15 protein-coding genes and 1 riboswitch are annotated in these 14,594 nt (G+C 46.9%); of the genes, 8 read left to right on the forward strand and 7 right to left on the reverse strand.

Features of this window, described 5'->3' with window-relative positions:
- Positions 1 to 4: 4 nt before the first annotated feature.
- Genes HCZ42_RS09130 through HCZ42_RS09140 form a run of 3 tightly spaced genes read right to left on the reverse strand, consistent with a single transcriptional unit; the run spans position 5 to position 2,852 of the window.
- The gene (locus HCZ42_RS09130) at positions 5 to 1,309 is read right to left on the reverse strand and encodes a TRAP transporter large permease (RefSeq protein ID WP_167420403.1); all 1,305 of its coding nucleotides are present in this window, start codon (positions 1,307 to 1,309) and stop codon (positions 5 to 7) included.
- Positions 1,306 to 1,821 (reverse strand): TRAP transporter small permease, encoded by a 516-nt coding sequence (locus HCZ42_RS09135; RefSeq protein ID WP_167420404.1) that lies wholly within the window; start codon positions 1,819 to 1,821, stop codon positions 1,306 to 1,308. Before HCZ42_RS09135 ends, HCZ42_RS09130 begins: the two co-directional genes overlap by 4 nt.
- The gene (locus tag HCZ42_RS09140; RefSeq protein WP_167420405.1) at positions 1,821 to 2,852 is read right to left on the reverse strand and encodes a TRAP transporter substrate-binding protein; all 1,032 of its coding nucleotides are present in this window, start codon (positions 2,850 to 2,852) and stop codon (positions 1,821 to 1,823) included. Before HCZ42_RS09140 ends, HCZ42_RS09135 begins: the two co-directional genes overlap by 1 nt.
- A 258-nt stretch (positions 2,853 to 3,110) precedes the next feature.
- Between HCZ42_RS09140 and maiA the strand changes: the two genes are divergently transcribed.
- From maiA to HCZ42_RS09170, 6 genes are all read left to right on the forward strand, one after another.
- Positions 3,111 to 3,752 (forward strand): maleylacetoacetate isomerase, encoded by a 642-nt coding sequence (maiA, locus tag HCZ42_RS09145; RefSeq protein WP_175579449.1) that lies wholly within the window; start codon positions 3,111 to 3,113, stop codon positions 3,750 to 3,752.
- 72 nt (positions 3,753 to 3,824) lie between these two features.
- Positions 3,825 to 4,358: a VOC family protein gene (locus HCZ42_RS09150; RefSeq protein WP_167420406.1), complete on the forward strand. Its 534-nt coding sequence runs from the start codon at positions 3,825 to 3,827 to the stop codon at positions 4,356 to 4,358.
- A gap of 108 nt (positions 4,359 to 4,466) precedes the next feature.
- On the forward strand, positions 4,467 to 5,753 hold the full coding sequence (fahA, locus tag HCZ42_RS09155) for a fumarylacetoacetase (RefSeq protein WP_217702290.1): 1,287 nt from the start codon (positions 4,467 to 4,469) through the stop codon (positions 5,751 to 5,753).
- 122 nt (positions 5,754 to 5,875) lie between these two features.
- Positions 5,876 to 7,081, forward strand: coding sequence for an acetyl-CoA C-acetyltransferase (locus HCZ42_RS09160; RefSeq protein ID WP_167420408.1), 1,206 nt, complete (start codon positions 5,876 to 5,878; stop codon positions 7,079 to 7,081).
- Between the two features lie 12 nt (positions 7,082 to 7,093).
- Positions 7,094 to 7,750, forward strand: a complete 657-nt coding sequence (locus HCZ42_RS09165; RefSeq protein ID WP_167420409.1) for a CoA transferase subunit A — start codon at positions 7,094 to 7,096, stop codon at positions 7,748 to 7,750.
- On the forward strand, positions 7,747 to 8,418 hold the full coding sequence (locus HCZ42_RS09170; RefSeq protein WP_167420519.1) for a 3-oxoacid CoA-transferase subunit B: 672 nt from the start codon (positions 7,747 to 7,749) through the stop codon (positions 8,416 to 8,418). Before HCZ42_RS09165 ends, HCZ42_RS09170 begins: the two co-directional genes overlap by 4 nt.
- A gap of 55 nt (positions 8,419 to 8,473) precedes the next feature.
- Here the strand turns inward: HCZ42_RS09170 and HCZ42_RS09175 are convergent, their stop codons facing one another.
- From HCZ42_RS09175 to HCZ42_RS09185, 3 genes are all read right to left on the reverse strand, one after another.
- A complete protein-coding gene (locus tag HCZ42_RS09175) occupies positions 8,474 to 9,472 on the reverse strand; it encodes an LLM class flavin-dependent oxidoreductase (RefSeq protein WP_167420410.1) in 999 nt (332 codons plus the stop codon).
- A gap of 170 nt (positions 9,473 to 9,642) precedes the next feature.
- A complete protein-coding gene (locus HCZ42_RS09180; RefSeq protein ID WP_167420411.1) occupies positions 9,643 to 11,013 on the reverse strand; it encodes an alanine/glycine:cation symporter family protein in 1,371 nt (456 codons plus the stop codon).
- A 104-nt stretch (positions 11,014 to 11,117) separates the two neighbouring features.
- Positions 11,118 to 11,223: riboswitch (glycine riboswitch) on the reverse strand.
- 297 nt (positions 11,224 to 11,520) lie between these two features.
- A complete protein-coding gene (locus tag HCZ42_RS09185) occupies positions 11,521 to 11,859 on the reverse strand; it encodes a YggL family protein (RefSeq protein WP_167420412.1) in 339 nt (112 codons plus the stop codon).
- 251 nt (positions 11,860 to 12,110) lie between these two features.
- On the opposite strand from HCZ42_RS09185, the gene HCZ42_RS09190 reads away from it, so the two are divergent.
- Together HCZ42_RS09190 and HCZ42_RS09195 are read left to right on the forward strand one after the other, a co-directional pair.
- Entirely contained in the window at positions 12,111 to 12,269 is a 159-nt protein-coding gene (locus tag HCZ42_RS09190) for a hypothetical protein (RefSeq protein WP_167420413.1), read from the forward strand.
- A 14-nt stretch (positions 12,270 to 12,283) separates the two neighbouring features.
- Positions 12,284 to 13,021, forward strand: a complete 738-nt coding sequence (locus HCZ42_RS09195) for a chromosome partitioning protein ParA (RefSeq protein ID WP_167420414.1) — start codon at positions 12,284 to 12,286, stop codon at positions 13,019 to 13,021.
- A gap of 241 nt (positions 13,022 to 13,262) precedes the next feature.
- On the opposite strand, the gene HCZ42_RS09200 is transcribed toward HCZ42_RS09195, so the two are convergent.
- Positions 13,263 to 14,594, reverse strand: coding sequence for a reverse transcriptase domain-containing protein (locus HCZ42_RS09200; protein WP_167420415.1), 1,332 nt, complete (start codon positions 14,592 to 14,594; stop codon positions 13,263 to 13,265).

The following is a 14,594-nucleotide window of genomic DNA, read 5'->3' on the forward strand; positions in this document are numbered from 1 at the left end:
TCAATTAACCGCTGTATAACCAGTGTGGTAAAGCTAATGACAATGCTGGAATCAGTGCAACCAGTGCCAATCTGAGCATGTCTACCGTCCAAAATGGGATGATACCTTTAAAGATGGTCTTCGTCTTTATATCTTTCACTACACCAGAGAGGACAAAAACGTTCATTCCGACAGGAGGAGTGATCAAGCTGATCTCCGTTACCACAACGACAAGAATACCGAACCAAACTAAGTCGTAGCCCAAGCTTTCGACTAATGGGAAAAAGATCGGCACAGTTAACAGCAGCATCGACATACTTTCAAAGATACAACCCAGAACAATGTAGACACAGATAATCGCGATGATCACCATAAAGGGCGCCATGTTCATGCTGGTAATCAGTTCAAGCAACTGGTTGGTAAACCCTGAGCGGTTGATAAAGTTTGAAAAGATCAACGCAGAAATCACCACACTGAATAGCACACCAGTTGTTTTGGCCGAGTCGAGCAGGATTTCATGTAGCACTTTGACGGTGATCGCGCGCTTCATCATCGCGATAAGTAAAGCGCCCGCCGCACCGATGCCTGCGGCTTCAGTTGGGGTAAACGCGCCTGCGTAAATACCGCCCATCACCAAAATGAATAGCGCAATGGTCGATAACACACCTTTTAGCGCAATCAAACGCTGTGGCCAAGGCACACGCTCCATCGGTGGTGCCATCGTTGGCTGACGGTATACAGTCCAGCGAACCGCAACTAGGTACAACACGACACCCAAAATGCCCGGTACTAACCCTGCAGCAAACAGTTCTCGAATACTGGTTTCGGTTAATAGCCCGTACACCACCAACATCACGCTGGGTGGAATCAGAATGCCTAATGTACCACCTGCTGCGATAGATGCGGCAGCCAAGCTGTCTTGATAGCCGTATTTCCGCATCGGTGGCATAGCGACTTTCGACATCGTTGCTGCCGTTGCTAGGCTAGATCCACAAATCGCCGAGAACCCGCCGCACGCGAGGATTGTCGCCATGGATAATCCGCCTTTGCGGTGGCCAACAAACGCGTTGCTGGCGGCGTAAAGCTCTTGTGAAATACCCGCTCGGTTGACCAAGTTGCCCATCAGTACAAACAATGGAATGACCGACAAGCTGTAATCTTGCCCGGTGTCGATGATACGTCGCGCCGCCATCGATAGCGTCGCAGACCAGTTGAAGTCGACCAGTACGCCAAAGCCAACAAAACCGACGATCCCCATTGCGTACGCTAACGGAATACGCAATAAAACCAGCGTCAGGAGGGCTACAAATCCCACTAATGTTACCGTCATGAGTCACTCTCCTGTGTGGAATTGCTAACGGGCGCTTTGCTAAACAAGTATTGGAACGCCAATGTCAAAGCGATGACCATCGAGATCCAGCCGATAAACGAGACAAAGTACATTACATAACCGATAGGAATTTCGAGTACGTCAGTAGTTTCACCATAAGAGAGTGAACGCGCGCCTAATCCCCATACTTTCCAAGCGATCAAACCGAGTGCAAACGCGCTACATAGGTTGATGAACGCTTGGCGCAGATTGGTCAGTGAGACTGGAAACCAGTCATCCAACAAATCGACACAAATGTGTTCTTCGCTCCAGGTAATCAATGAAAACGCGGAAAAGACAACAATTGCTAGCATGATTTCGACCAGCTCGACACCGCCGGGAAAAGGGCTATTAAAGAAGTAGCGTCCGACGACATCGATGACGGTAAGCACCAGCATGCAAAAGAGGGTCAATGAAGCAATTACGCCCAGTATCTGGCGCAATTGCTTGAGAATAGAAAAGGTCAAGTTCATTACTCAGCTCCAAGAAGCTCAACTTGCTCGTGGTAGTAAGCCAAAGCTTCTTCCGGGTTGCCGATGCGACGTTTCTTCGCGGTTTTCAGCCACTCTGCTTCTAAGCCTTGTGCGAAACTCTTCGCTTGCGAAATCATCTCTGGTGACGCTTCTTGAATGTTGCCGTTTCTCGCAAGTGTATCTTTTACGCCCGCTTGGTCTGCTTGATCCATCATTTGACCAAATAGACGAGACAGCTTTTCGCCAGATACCGATAATACTGCTTCGCGGTCTTTCGCTGATAAGCTATCCAATGTATCTGGGTTCATTAAGATGCTGAAGCTGCCGCGGTACAAACCGCCAGGGAAGGTGATGACATTTGGTGCGACTTCATTCAGACGGAAGCTTTTCAACGCTTCAAGAGTTAGGAACGCACCATCTACTACGCCTTGAGATAGGGCTTCGTATACTTTAGTTGGTGGAAGTGCCACCGGAGCAACGCCCATTTTCTTGCCAAGCACAGACATCACTTCGCCCGCGACGCGCATTTTCTTTCCGTCGAGATCGTCAAATGAGTTCACTTTCTCACGGGTAATGATCGTGCCTGGGCCATGAACCCCAACCCCAAGGACTACGGTGCCACGGTGTTCTTTGCCTTTTTTCAAATACTTATCAAATACGCGCCAGTAAGCTGCAGAAGCTTGTTCAGATGAGAGAGTGTTAGAAAAAGTTGGGATCTCTGGTAGCGTCGTCAGCTCAAAACGTCCGGGTTTAAAACCATGAAAGTACCAAGTGACGTCTGCAACGCCATCCATGATCATATCCGCTTGTGCTGGTGGTGGCGCCATATTGTGCTCAATTCGGATATCGACTCTTCCTTCCGTGGCCTCGTTGACCCATTTTCCCCATGTCGGCCACACCAAAGTATTAATTCCGTGGTTGGGTGAACCCCAAGAACTAATGATCAATGTTTTTTCAGCTGCGAAAGCTGAAGTGGTGGTTCCAATGCATGTTGAAGCGGCAGCAATCAAAGTCAAAACTAACTTCTTCATTTTTAACCTCACCTGTTACTTTTGTAACTTTATTTTTTGAGTGTTTGCGATTCTCGCTCGGATTTTCGGCTTATTTTTTCGCCTTTCCCAACAGAGCAAAGCACATTGACCGAATAAAAACAACATTAATGTAATAATTTTGTTACTACTATGTATAAATGTTTGCACATTAATCTTGGTTTGTGTATAAGTTAATTACAAATGAAACTAAATGGCTGTGTGTTTTGACCTGCGGATTGATGACGAAAGGTAACCTGAATGAGTGAGAGAGCTGAGATTAAATTGTATGACTACGTGCGTTCGACGGCGGCGTATCGAGTGAGAATCGCGCTGAATCTAAAACAACTGACGTATCAGTCTTTATCCGTCTCATTGCTAGACGGTGAGCAGCGTAGTGCGGAATACCTAAGCGTTAATTCGGCGGGCTTAGTGCCTTCGTTGGAGACCAGCGAGGGTGTGATGACTCAATCTTTAGCGATCATCGAATATTTGGAAGAGCAGTATCCAGAACCCGCTCTTTTGCCTACCGATCCAATGAAAAGAGCAGAGTGCCGTGCATTGGCGTTGGACATCGCATGCGACATTCATCCGCTGAACAATTTACGAGTGTTAAAACATTTGACGTCGACACTCGGCCACAGCGAGCAAGAAAAGCTGGCTTGGTATCACCACTGGTTAAAACAAGGATTTGCTGCGATTGAAGGCAAACTTGCCCAGACTGATTCCCCGTTTTGCTGTGGGACAGAGCCAACCATGGCTGACATTTGTCTTGTCCCACAGCTTTTCAATGCGCGCCGTTTTGAACTGGATTTAACCCCTTACCCAAGAATGGTCGAGGTTGAGCAGAACTGCCTAGGGTTGGCTGCGTTTGCCAATGCAAGCCCAGACAAATCGGCATAACGGCGCACGTTGGAAAAGTATCCACTGCGCGCAAGTAAAGTTAATGAAACAGAGTAATGATAGAGGCTAACCATGAACATCAAGAAAATTCACCACGTTGCTTATCGCTGTATTGATGCTAAAGAGACGGTGGAGTGGTACGGAAAATATCTCAACATGAACTTTCTCGCTGCGATTGCAGAGAATGAAGTGCCATCGACAAAAGAACCTGACCCATACATGCATATATTTCTCGATGCAGGCGCAGGCAATATTCTCGCGTTTTTCGAGCTGCCAAACAGCCCAGAAATGGGGCGTGATGAGAACACCCCAGAATGGTGTCAACACTTGGCACTTGAGTTGGAAACGATGGATGAATTGTTAGAAGTAAAAGCCAAACTTGAAGCGGATGGCATCGAAGTGGTTGGCGTGACGGACCACACCATATTTAAGTCGATTTATTTCTTCGATCCATCGGGCCATCGCCTAGAGCTTGCGGTGAACACGGCGACCGATGAAATGAACAAGATGATTGATGAAGCCAAATGGGACATGTTGAACGAGTGGGCGAAGACCAAACGCGCGCCAGAACATGTGCGCTGGATGCACGATGGCAGCTTTAAATAATGCCTTTTTACTTTAACTTCATTTTTTACTGATACGCCGGATCGTCAATCTAACCAACGACAAAGTGCGCCCGGTTTTTTACACAAAGTCTGCCTGATGGAACAACATATGAACTTAAACGAAACACACGATAGTGACTTGAAATCATGGGTTGAGAGCGCCAACGCGCCTGAATGTCCTTTTCCGATTCAGAACCTGCCTTTTGGCGTATTCTCGATCGAGCATCTTCAACAACCGCACGTTGGTGTCGCGATTGGAGACTATATCCTCGACTTAACGTTGGTTGAACAGGCTGGGTTGCTATCGCTAGATAATAAGGTTTTTGATCAGAGCAAACTGAATCCGTTTATGGCGTTAGGTAAGACTGCTTGGTCAAGTGTGCGTCGCGATGTTTCCCGTTTACTTGATACCAACAACGCCGTGTTGCGTGATGACGAGCAATTACGCAGTCGTGTATTAATCGCGCAATCAGAAGCCACTATGCATCTGCCGTTCGAAGTGACGGAATACACCGATTTTTACGCCTCTCGAGAGCACGCCACCAACGTCGGCTGTATGTTCCGCGATCCAGAAAACGCACTGATGCCGAACTGGCTCCATATCCCGATCGGCTATAACGGCCGTGCGAGCACAGTGGTGGTTAGTGGTACTGATATTCATCGTCCGGTTGGTCAGCTCAAAGCCCCAGATGCCAAAGCGCCAATATATGCGCCATCAAGAAAGCTGGATATTGAACTCGAGATCGGTGCAGTGGTGGGTTCAGGAAATGAGATGGGAAGCTCGATTACTACATCACAGGCGAATGACATGATCTTTGGTTATGTGTTGTTGAATGATTGGTCGGCGCGAGACGTTCAGGCGTGGGAATACCAGCCTTTAGGACCGTTTCAGTCTAAAGCGTTCGCCAGCACCATCTCTCCTTGGGTGGTGACTCAGGAAGCGCTCGAGCCTTTTAGGGTGTCAGGGCCAACACAAGAGCCAGAGCCGCTGGAATATCTTCAACAAAGCCAAGCGCAGAATTTCGATATCGAGTTGTCGGTAGAGCTATTACCGCAAGGTGCTGAGCAGAGTACGGTGATCAGCAACACCAACTTCAAATGCATGTATTGGTCTTGTGCGCAGCAACTCACACACCACGCGTCCAGTGGTTGTGCAATGCGCACTGGTGACTTACTTGGCTCGGGAACCATCTCTGGCCCAACACCTGATTCTTGTGGTTCGATGCTGGAGATGACCTGGAACGGCCGCGATCCAATCACGTTAACCGACGGCTCTCAACGCACATTTATCGAAGACAACGACACGCTGATTCTTTCTGGCTATAGCCAAGCTGCCGCGTATCGAGTTGGCTTTGGACAAGCGGTCGGAAAAATACTACCGAGCAAATCAAACTAGCGTCTAACAAATACCGCCGAGAACTTATCCGAATCATCGGATAGGTTCATGGATTTGTTCGTGCTAACAAAATAATAAATATAACTATCAATTGTTTAAGTGAATTTCTAGAGATTGAAATTATGAAACGGATTTTTATTGTTGCCGCAAAGCGAACACCGATAGGCACGTTTTCCGGCTCCTTATCGGCGCTATCGAGCGTGGAATTAGGCGCACATGTGATAGCGGCATGTTTAGAGCAGTCAAAGCTCGCCCCACAATTGGTTGACGAAGTCATCGCTGGTAATGTCCTCAGCGCAGGCACGGGGATGGGACCCGCAAGGCAAGCCGCGATTAAAGCAGGCATTCCTTACAACGTTCCTGCTCATACATTGAACATGATTTGTGGCAGTGGCATGAAAGCAATCATGGATGCTGTCAGCCACATCAGAGCTGGCGATGCACGTATTGTGATGACATGTGGAATGGAAAGTATGTCCAATGCTGCGTTCTTAGCCAGTGGCAATATCCGACAAGGGGTTCGCATGGGGCATCAGGTGATGGAAGACTCAATCATCAAAGATGGGTTGACCGATGCTTTTCACGGTTACCATATGGGCATCACTGCAGAAAACATCGCTAAGAAGTTCGATATTTCCCGCGAGCAGCAAGATGAGTTTGCGTTAAACAGCCAGCGTAAGGCAGCCATTGCGTTAAAAGATGGCCATTTCAACGCAGAGATCGCGCCCGTTTCCGTCTCCTACCGCAAGCAAACCCAGCTAGTAGAGCAAGATGAATTCCCTAAGCTCGATTGCACGCTCGAAGACTTGCAGAATCTAAGGCCTGCGTTTGATAGACAAGGTACGGTCACGGCGGGGAACGCATCAGGGATTAATGATGGTGCGTCGGCCATTCTACTCGCTTGTGAAAGCGCGGTTGAGCAGTATGGGCTGACACCATTAGCGGAAGTTGTCGAGTATGCGCAAGCGGGAGTTGATCCCGAATTTATGGGGCTTGGCCCAGTTTCGGCCGTCGGTCATGTGCTTGAAAAGTCCAGAATGAAACTGACCGATATTGAGGTATTTGAGTTCAACGAAGCCTTCGCTGCGCAAGCAATCGGCGTTAATCAGCAGTTAGCAAGCGTACATCACATTGAACCGTCTTGGCTCGAACAGCGCGCTAACTTAAGTGGTGGCGCGATAGCGCTTGGTCACCCAATCGGCGCCTCTGGTAATCGCATTGTGACTACTTTGGTGTACCAGTTAGAGCGAACTCAGTTGACGTTCGGCTTGGCATCATTGTGTATTGGTGGTGGCATGGGCACTGCACTCATCATCAAGCGTTGCTAGGGGAGAGCAAGTATGAAAAAAGCGATCAACGCAAAAGGCATTAAAGCGCTGTTGCACGACGGAATGACAATTATGAGTGGCGGTTTTATGGCGATTGGCGCGCCGGAGAAACTCATCGACCTATTGATTGAGCATGATATTAAAGACATCACGCTGATCACCACTGATACTGGCTCTCCGGGTAAAGGAGTGAGTAAGCTAATCGCGCAGCAACGGGTCAAAAAGCTCTATGCCTCTCATATCGGTACTAATCCGGAAACCGGACAACAGATGTGCGACGGTAGCCTAGAGGTTGAGTTAGTCCCGCAAGGAACACTGGCAGAGCGGATCCGAAGCGCAGGTGCAGGCTTAGGTGGTGTGCTAACACCGACGGGATTAGGCACGATTGTCGCGGAAAACAAACCAGTCATTGAAGTGAACGGCCAGCCATTTTTATTAGAAACTCCACTTAAAGCCGACTTAGCGATCATTCGCGGTTCGGTAGTCGATAAACGTGGCAACATTCATTACAGCAAAACCACGCAGAACTTTAATCCATTAATGGCGACGGCAGCCGATGTAGTGATCGTTGAGCCAGCCGAACTAGTCGAAGTAGGTGACATTGCGCCAGAGACCATCCATACCCCGAGTTTGTACGTTGACCATATTTATCTGGAGGAGCACACCTGATGAGTCAGTTAGATAAAGACGCGATTCGTAAGCGTATCGCCTCACGCGTTGCGCAAGAGCTTAAAGATGGTGATGTGGTCAATCTAGGGATTGGTCTACCAACCTTGGTGGCGAACGAAATCAGTCAGGATGTGGAGTTGCTGTTTCAAGCAGAAAACGGCCTGTTGGGTATCGGCCATCTGGCACAAAGTGAAGAAGTCGACTGGGATTTAGTCAATGCGGGTGGGCAACCGATAACAGCTATAACAGGGGCGAGCTATTTTAACAGCGCGGATTCCTTTGCCATTATTCGTGGTGGCCATGTTGACGCGACGGTATTGGGCGCTTTGCAAGTTGACCAAAAAGGTAACCTCGCCAGCTGGATTGTACCGGATAAGATGGTGCCGGGTATGGGCGGCGCGATGGATTTAGTGGTCGGTTCAAAGCGTGTCATCGTCGCGATGGAACACACAGCGAAAGGGCAAGCAAAGCTGATGAGTCAGTGCTCGTTTCCTTTGACCGCGGTTGAGCAAGTAAACTTAATTGTGACCGAAATGGGGGTGTTTGAGATCACGGAGCAAGGCATGGTGATGACAGAAATTGCTCCGGAGTTTTCCTTTGATGATGTGCAGGCGGTGACGGGCGCAAGGTTGATTCGCTCCCCGAGTCTGAAAACCATGACCGTTTAGTAGAAAAAGAGCGACTTTTGAGTCGCTCTTTTTCTTTCTCGGTACAACAGCCTTTCTATGACTGCTCACATTTTAGTTCAGCCAACAATTCGTAAGAGCGTAGCTTCTTCTGGTGGTCGAATATCACCGAGTGCGCCATGATCTCATCAGCTTGCGTTCGCTCGACTAAAGATTGAAGTTTCTCTAGCACCAGCGCTTTATCACCGTGGATCGATTCTCGCAGTTGGTTATTCACCTGTTGCTTTTCGTGCGGCTGCCACAGTGAGTCCATATCACTAACCGGCGCGGGTATTTTGCCTTGTCCGCCACGAATCAACTGTAAGAACTTCTGTTTTTCCGTCGTGGCTAAAAAGTTCGCTTCTTGCGTTGTTTCTGCAACGACAACATTCACACCTATCATCACATAGGGTTTATCGAGTTGTTCTGAAGGCTGGAAGTTTGAACGGTAAATGTCCAGCGCTCGCATCATCGCATCCGGCGCGAAGTGTGAGGCAAACGCAAATGGCAACCCTTTTAGTGCTGCAAGTTGGGCGCTGTAGGTGCTTGAACCCAGCAGCCAAAGCGGAACATTTGAGTCAGCGCCCGGACAAGCTTTGACAGGTTGCCCTTGAGACACCGGGCCCATAAAGAACTGCAGCTCTTCCAATAGCTCAGAAAAGTCTGGGTCGAACCTTTCTGGATCGCGGCGCAGTGCGTGCATGGTTGGGTAATCAGTACCGGGTGCGCGTCCTAATCCAAGGTCAATCCGATCAGGGTAGAGGGCTTCCAGCGTGCCGAACTGCTCAGCAATCACCAAAGGTGCATGATTAGGTAGCATGACGCCGCCAGAGCCTAAACGGATCGATTGAGTCTGCGCGCCAATATGGCTGATCAACACCGCCGTCGCCGCACTGGCGATATCAGGCATGTTGTGGTGCTCTGCAAGCCAAAAACGGTGGTAGCCTAACTTTTCAGCATGTTGGGCTAGGGAAACCGACTTTTGGTAGGTTTCCCGATAGTTGGAGCCGTCTGCGACAGGGGCCAGGTCTAAGACGGAGATTCGTGGAAATTGCATATGACCTCAGAGTTGCGTTGTTCCTAATCACTATGTGGAGTTAGTGTGGCACGAAATAAACCCTGAATTTATCAATAATACAGACGCAATTAATAAGTCCTGTGTATGCCTAAACAATAAATGGGAGCAAAAAGCTCCCATTAAGTTAAGTCAATATAACGAGTTATCAGTTAGTTGGCGTTGGCCAGTGATGCTTTGTCGACGGTATTGGCAAAGTACAGTTTGGTTTCTTCGAGAACCACTTGGCGTAGAGCGATCAGACCAATTAAGTTTGGAATGGCCATTAAGCCGTTGACGATATCCGCAAGAATCCAAATCATATCCAGTTGCAGAAACGCGCCAGATGCGACCAAAACAACAAAGATGAATTTGTACGGCAGTACGGCTTTAGTACCAAACAGGAACACCACGCAACGCTCGCCGTAATAGTTCCAGCCTAAAATGGTCGTGAACGCAAAGAACATCAAACCAATCGACACCAACAGCGGGCCAAAAGTGTCTGCGTTTAAGCCGACAGCAAACGCATGAGTTGTCATCGCGGCGCCCGAAAAATCACTTTGCCACGCACCAGTCAGAATCAGCGCTAAGCCGGTCATGGTACAAATGATGATGGTATCGAAGAATGTACCCGTCATCGAAATCAGACCTTGTTTAACACAAGAGTCGGTCTTCGCTGCGGCGGCTGCCATCGGAGCACTACCTAGGCCAGATTCGTTCGAGAATACCCCACGCGCGATACCAGACTGAATCGCCAGCATGATGCTAGCCCCAAGAAAACCACCTGTTGCAGCTGTTGAAGTAAATGCCGAAACCAGTACCAACTCTACCGCATCCAGCAAGTGTTCTGCGTTCATGATAATCACGCTTAAACACGCCAATACATAAAACAGCGCCATGGTTGGGACAACTTTGCCTGCGACTTTGGCGATCGACTGAATACCGCCTAGGGTGACAAATGCGACCAGTAGCGTCAGCACACTCGCTGAAATTTCTCGTGATACACCGAATGAAATCTCAGAGGCATCCAAAATAGCATTTACTTGCGGGAAGGTACCAATACCAAAGCATGCGACACCCAAAGCAAACACAGCAAACATGATCGCCAGCGCTTTTGAGCCAACACCGTATTGCAGGTAGTACATTGGTCCGCCGACCATCTGACCTTTATCGTCGACTTTGCGGTATTTCACTGCCAGTAAACATTCCGCGTACTTGGTTGCCATGCCGAATAATGCGGCAAGCCACATCCAAAATAGCGCACCTGGGCCACCGAGTTTGATTGCGGTGGCAACACCAACAATGTTACCCGTGCCGATGGTTGCTGATAGGGCAGTACATAGTGCAGCGAAGCTAGAAACGTCGCCTTGTTTTGCAGAATCATCTTTACTAAAGACCATCTTTAGTGCCGAAGGAAGGTGTCGAAATTGAATTAAGCCAAGGCTAAAAGTGAAGTAAACACCTGTTCCTACTAGCAAGATCAGTAGCGGTGGTCCCCAGACGAAATGGTCAATGGTAGTCAGTAAAGATTGAAGGTTATCCATGATTTCCCCTTTAGTGATAAAACGTTACTAAGGAGAAGAGAGAAAAGCAGAGATCATTGATCTCAAAGAGCCAAAAGACAGAAGGCTTATAGCTGGTAAGTACTTTCCACTCCTCTGTCCTTTTGCCTGAGAGTTTCACTTGGCCGCAAATACGCGGCAAAGCTTGCTCCTTCGGCGACCGATTTAACGGTTCTCTCCAGAGGTTCCTCCAACTACAGTCCCTGCTGTACAGTACAGCACCTGAAATAGTTAATTCTTCGGCGGGTTATGCTGACCAATTGTTAATAATTGGTTAATAACCTCTCTCCTGCAGTCTTCATCGGAACAATTGCTCATCTAAGTGAGCAAAAGTTGGTCATTAGTGTTGTGGCTAATGACTTGTGAACTCTATCATGTTTTTATGCTATTTCAACAGTCTTATTGGGGAAAATCATCGAAAGGTTGAAAAGTGAGCAGAAACAAAAAATCCCCAGCATATAGCCGGGGATTTTTACTGATGAATCAGGCTTAGAAGTAGTTCGCGTCTACCAGCTCACTTGCTGTTACAGATTTCACTTCAGCACGCGCTTCAAGCCAAGCAACAACTTGCGCTTTCTGTTCTTCAGTCGCGTTTTGGTAACGCTCTTGCGCGCACAAGAAGCCTTCAAATACTTCTAGGCCGCCACCACCGAAACATAGACCAATGCTGTCGATGTAGTCGATGAAATCATCAACAAATGAATCGTAGCTATCGAAGTCTTTGATCGTGGTTTCACAGCTGATATCAAAGCCAAGCATTGCGAATTCGCCTAAGAATAGTTTCTTCTGAATGCGGCGTTTTTTGTTTTCCAACTTAAATGGTTTCATTATTTGGCCTCTGTTAGTTTACCGGGTCTTTATACCTTGTTTCTTGGTATCAACCAAACAGTATTCTAAAGTGGTGGATAGGTTTGGCTAATCGTTACCCACATTCGGTGGGTTTTGCGCACAATTGTACAAATACTCGACTTGAGTTTAAAGAAAACTACTCAGTTCTGACTCTTTTCCGTGATTTGATGGTATAAATTAAAGGGTTAAGGAGCATAACGCGTGTTGAGCAGTTTAGCTAAGGAGTGTCTATGACTCGATTGATTACGATTGCCTTTTTGGTCGTGCTGGCGTTTATGCTGGTACGTTATCGAACCAGTGAAAAATTGCAAAAGTATGTCGTGGTCACTCTGCTATCTGGCTTTGTTATCTACACCGCGGCCTTGATGATTTCTGAATTGATACGCTAGTTAGGAGCCGTTACGTGAGTAAGCAAACAGAGATAGAAGACAATAATGATGACGTTGTTGTGATTGAAGAGCGCGACAAGCGTACGTATCTCTATATCGCGATTGCTGGCGTGCTTGGTTTAGCCTTGGGTGGCTTAGGCGGCTCTGCATGGACTGCTGGCAAGTGGGAGTCGACCTACAACGAAATCGAAGATAAATACCAAGCGCTGGTGGATGAAAAGAAACAGTTGTCAGTTGAAGTCGAACAACGCGTTGCCAACGTCAATGACGAAGTCGCGCAAAAACTTGAGCTGAAATTGCAGGAGCAACAAGCACTGCATGAAGAACAATTGACGACGATAAAGGCTCAAGTTTCGGAGCTTGAAAAAGTTAACCTTGCTTTGGAAGAACAGATTAATCAGCAAAAAGAGCAGATGGCGCAAGTCGACAAGCGTAATACGCAGCTAAACCGTCAAGCGGATATGCAAGCAACCATGTTTGAGCGTTCGCGTGAGCTGTTCCAGAAAGAACTAAAAGTGAAAATGGAACTGGAAGCGCTACAAAAAGAGCGAGAAGAACTGCAGCCGAAACTCAAAACATTGAAGAAAGACTGTGATGCTTACCTTGAAGGCACATCGTGGGATGCAAAATCAGACGCGTGTGACAACCAAGACAAAGTCAATTCCCGCCTTAGCCAGATTAATCAAATGATCAGCGTCTACAAGATGGATCTAGAGCAGATGAAGGCACTGTCTGAAGAACTCGGTTTGTAGTAAATCTGCTTATTGTCTGTCGTATACACAAAACATGAATTAGTCTGAATGCAATCTGTCAGTTTCGTTATCTCGATGTGACTAAATCTGACAGGTTGCCCTCAATCGGTTCTGCCCCAAAGCAAGTTAGCTACCGTTTAAGCCTCACGTCTCTGAATCATCATTTGGCCTATTTTTCCTAATGCCTGTCAGGCGTCTATAGGATCGCGGGAACATCTCCCCTTGTTTAACGAACACTCACCTAGTAACCAAAGTCTTTCACATCAACTTCTAGCTCTCTGACTTGAGAACCTATTTTTTTATGGAAGTGGTAACGAATTTCTTCATCAGCCATATTGGTCAAATCAAAACTAAAATATTGAACTAAAACCTCTTTCATCTCAGGTATGTCATACTGGTCGAAGTTTGGTACATAACTGGTGTTATATTTGTTGTGGCTAATTTCTTTGAAAGTGCGAACAAACTTTTTAGGTTTGATTTCTACCCCAAAACGCTTACATAGGCGCAGGACATAATGATCTAATCTGTGGAGTAGCTTTTCATCATTGATCTCAGCGAAAAAAAATTGCCAACCCTTACATTTCTTCTCAAACACACAGCCAGTGATTCGTAGGTTTAATCGCCATTCTAAAATTTTTAAGCTCTTATTTTTAGAGTGCTTATAGCTTGTGAAAATCCCAGCAAGAGAAGCCTTTAACTTTTCAATCGAACCGTTTCTTGCAGAGATATGCTCATTGGTGAATTGATACCCAAGATAATCAAAACCGTTGGCAAGTGAGTCAATTTTTGACTTCTCTGGCACTTTCACAGGGCAGTGTATTTTTAAACCAATATTGCGAAACTTCTTGATAATGATTTGTGCTAGATCGTGTGCTTGATCAGCAGAACAAAGAACTAATACATCATCAACGTAGCGGTAGCATTTTACGTTAGGCAATTCAGATAAAAATTTGTCAATGTTTTGGAGGTAGATGGCTGCAAGGATGTTGGAAACAGCCAACCCTTGAGGTACGCCGACTTCACTTGGCTTATCATCCTTTCTCGAAACTAGAACTGAAGGGGCAGTGACAGCCGAAAAGATCATGTCTAGTATGTGATCTTGCCTAATGCGCTTTCTCAATTGAGAGCGTAGGTTTTTATGTCTTATTGATGGGTAAAAATTCGAAACATCTAACTTAATATAGCTATCAAAGTCACCAGATAAAGCGTGAGCCTTGACATCTTTAATGACATCTTGAGGAAGCGTGAACGTCACTGATTCTGCAAATCGGTCTTGTAGAAAGTTACACATAGCACGTAATGCAATTCTATCTCTCACTGTAGGGATAGAGATTTCACGAGGGGCTTTATTTCTCCCTTTAGTCAGCAACTTTAACTTGTACTTGGAAAACGCATACGAACCTTCAATCATTTTACGAGAAATGATTTCAACTTGCGGGTCTAACTGTTTTCTAAAAGCATACTGATTCATATTGTCTATGCCAGTAGCACCAGAATATACAACATGATTGGAAAAGATTTCTTTTAGATTCTCGTGCCTAAACTCTTTATTAAATTGGTCTTGTACACGCAT

The organism is Vibrio hepatarius (assembly GCF_011806575.1).
Classification (GTDB): domain Bacteria; phylum Pseudomonadota; class Gammaproteobacteria; order Enterobacterales; family Vibrionaceae; genus Vibrio; species Vibrio hepatarius_A.

Coding starts and splice junctions, on each gene's coding strand:
- HCZ42_RS09130 (WP_167420403.1), bottom strand. CDS start 1,309: ATGACGGTAACATTAGTGGGATTTGTAGCCCTCCTGACGCTGGTTTTA.
- HCZ42_RS09135 (WP_167420404.1), bottom strand. CDS start 1,821: ATGAACTTGACCTTTTCTATTCTCAAGCAATTGCGCCAGATACTGGGC.
- HCZ42_RS09140 (WP_167420405.1), bottom strand. CDS start 2,852: ATGAAGAAGTTAGTTTTGACTTTGATTGCTGCCGCTTCAACATGCATT.
- maiA (WP_175579449.1), top strand. CDS start 3,111: ATGAGTGAGAGAGCTGAGATTAAATTGTATGACTACGTGCGTTCGACG.
- HCZ42_RS09150 (WP_167420406.1), top strand. CDS start 3,825: ATGAACATCAAGAAAATTCACCACGTTGCTTATCGCTGTATTGATGCT.
- fahA (WP_217702290.1), top strand. CDS start 4,467: ATGAACTTAAACGAAACACACGATAGTGACTTGAAATCATGGGTTGAG.
- HCZ42_RS09160 (WP_167420408.1), top strand. CDS start 5,876: ATGAAACGGATTTTTATTGTTGCCGCAAAGCGAACACCGATAGGCACG.
- HCZ42_RS09165 (WP_167420409.1), top strand. CDS start 7,094: ATGAAAAAAGCGATCAACGCAAAAGGCATTAAAGCGCTGTTGCACGAC.
- HCZ42_RS09175 (WP_167420410.1), bottom strand. CDS start 9,472: ATGCAATTTCCACGAATCTCCGTCTTAGACCTGGCCCCTGTCGCAGAC.
- HCZ42_RS09180 (WP_167420411.1), bottom strand. CDS start 11,013: ATGGATAACCTTCAATCTTTACTGACTACCATTGACCATTTCGTCTGG.
- HCZ42_RS09185 (WP_167420412.1), bottom strand. CDS start 11,859: ATGAAACCATTTAAGTTGGAAAACAAAAAACGCCGCATTCAGAAGAAA.
- HCZ42_RS09190 (WP_167420413.1), top strand. CDS start 12,111: ATGACTCGATTGATTACGATTGCCTTTTTGGTCGTGCTGGCGTTTATG.
- HCZ42_RS09200 (WP_167420415.1), bottom strand. CDS start 14,594: ATGCGTGTACAAGACCAATTTAATAAAGAGTTTAGGCACGAGAATCTA.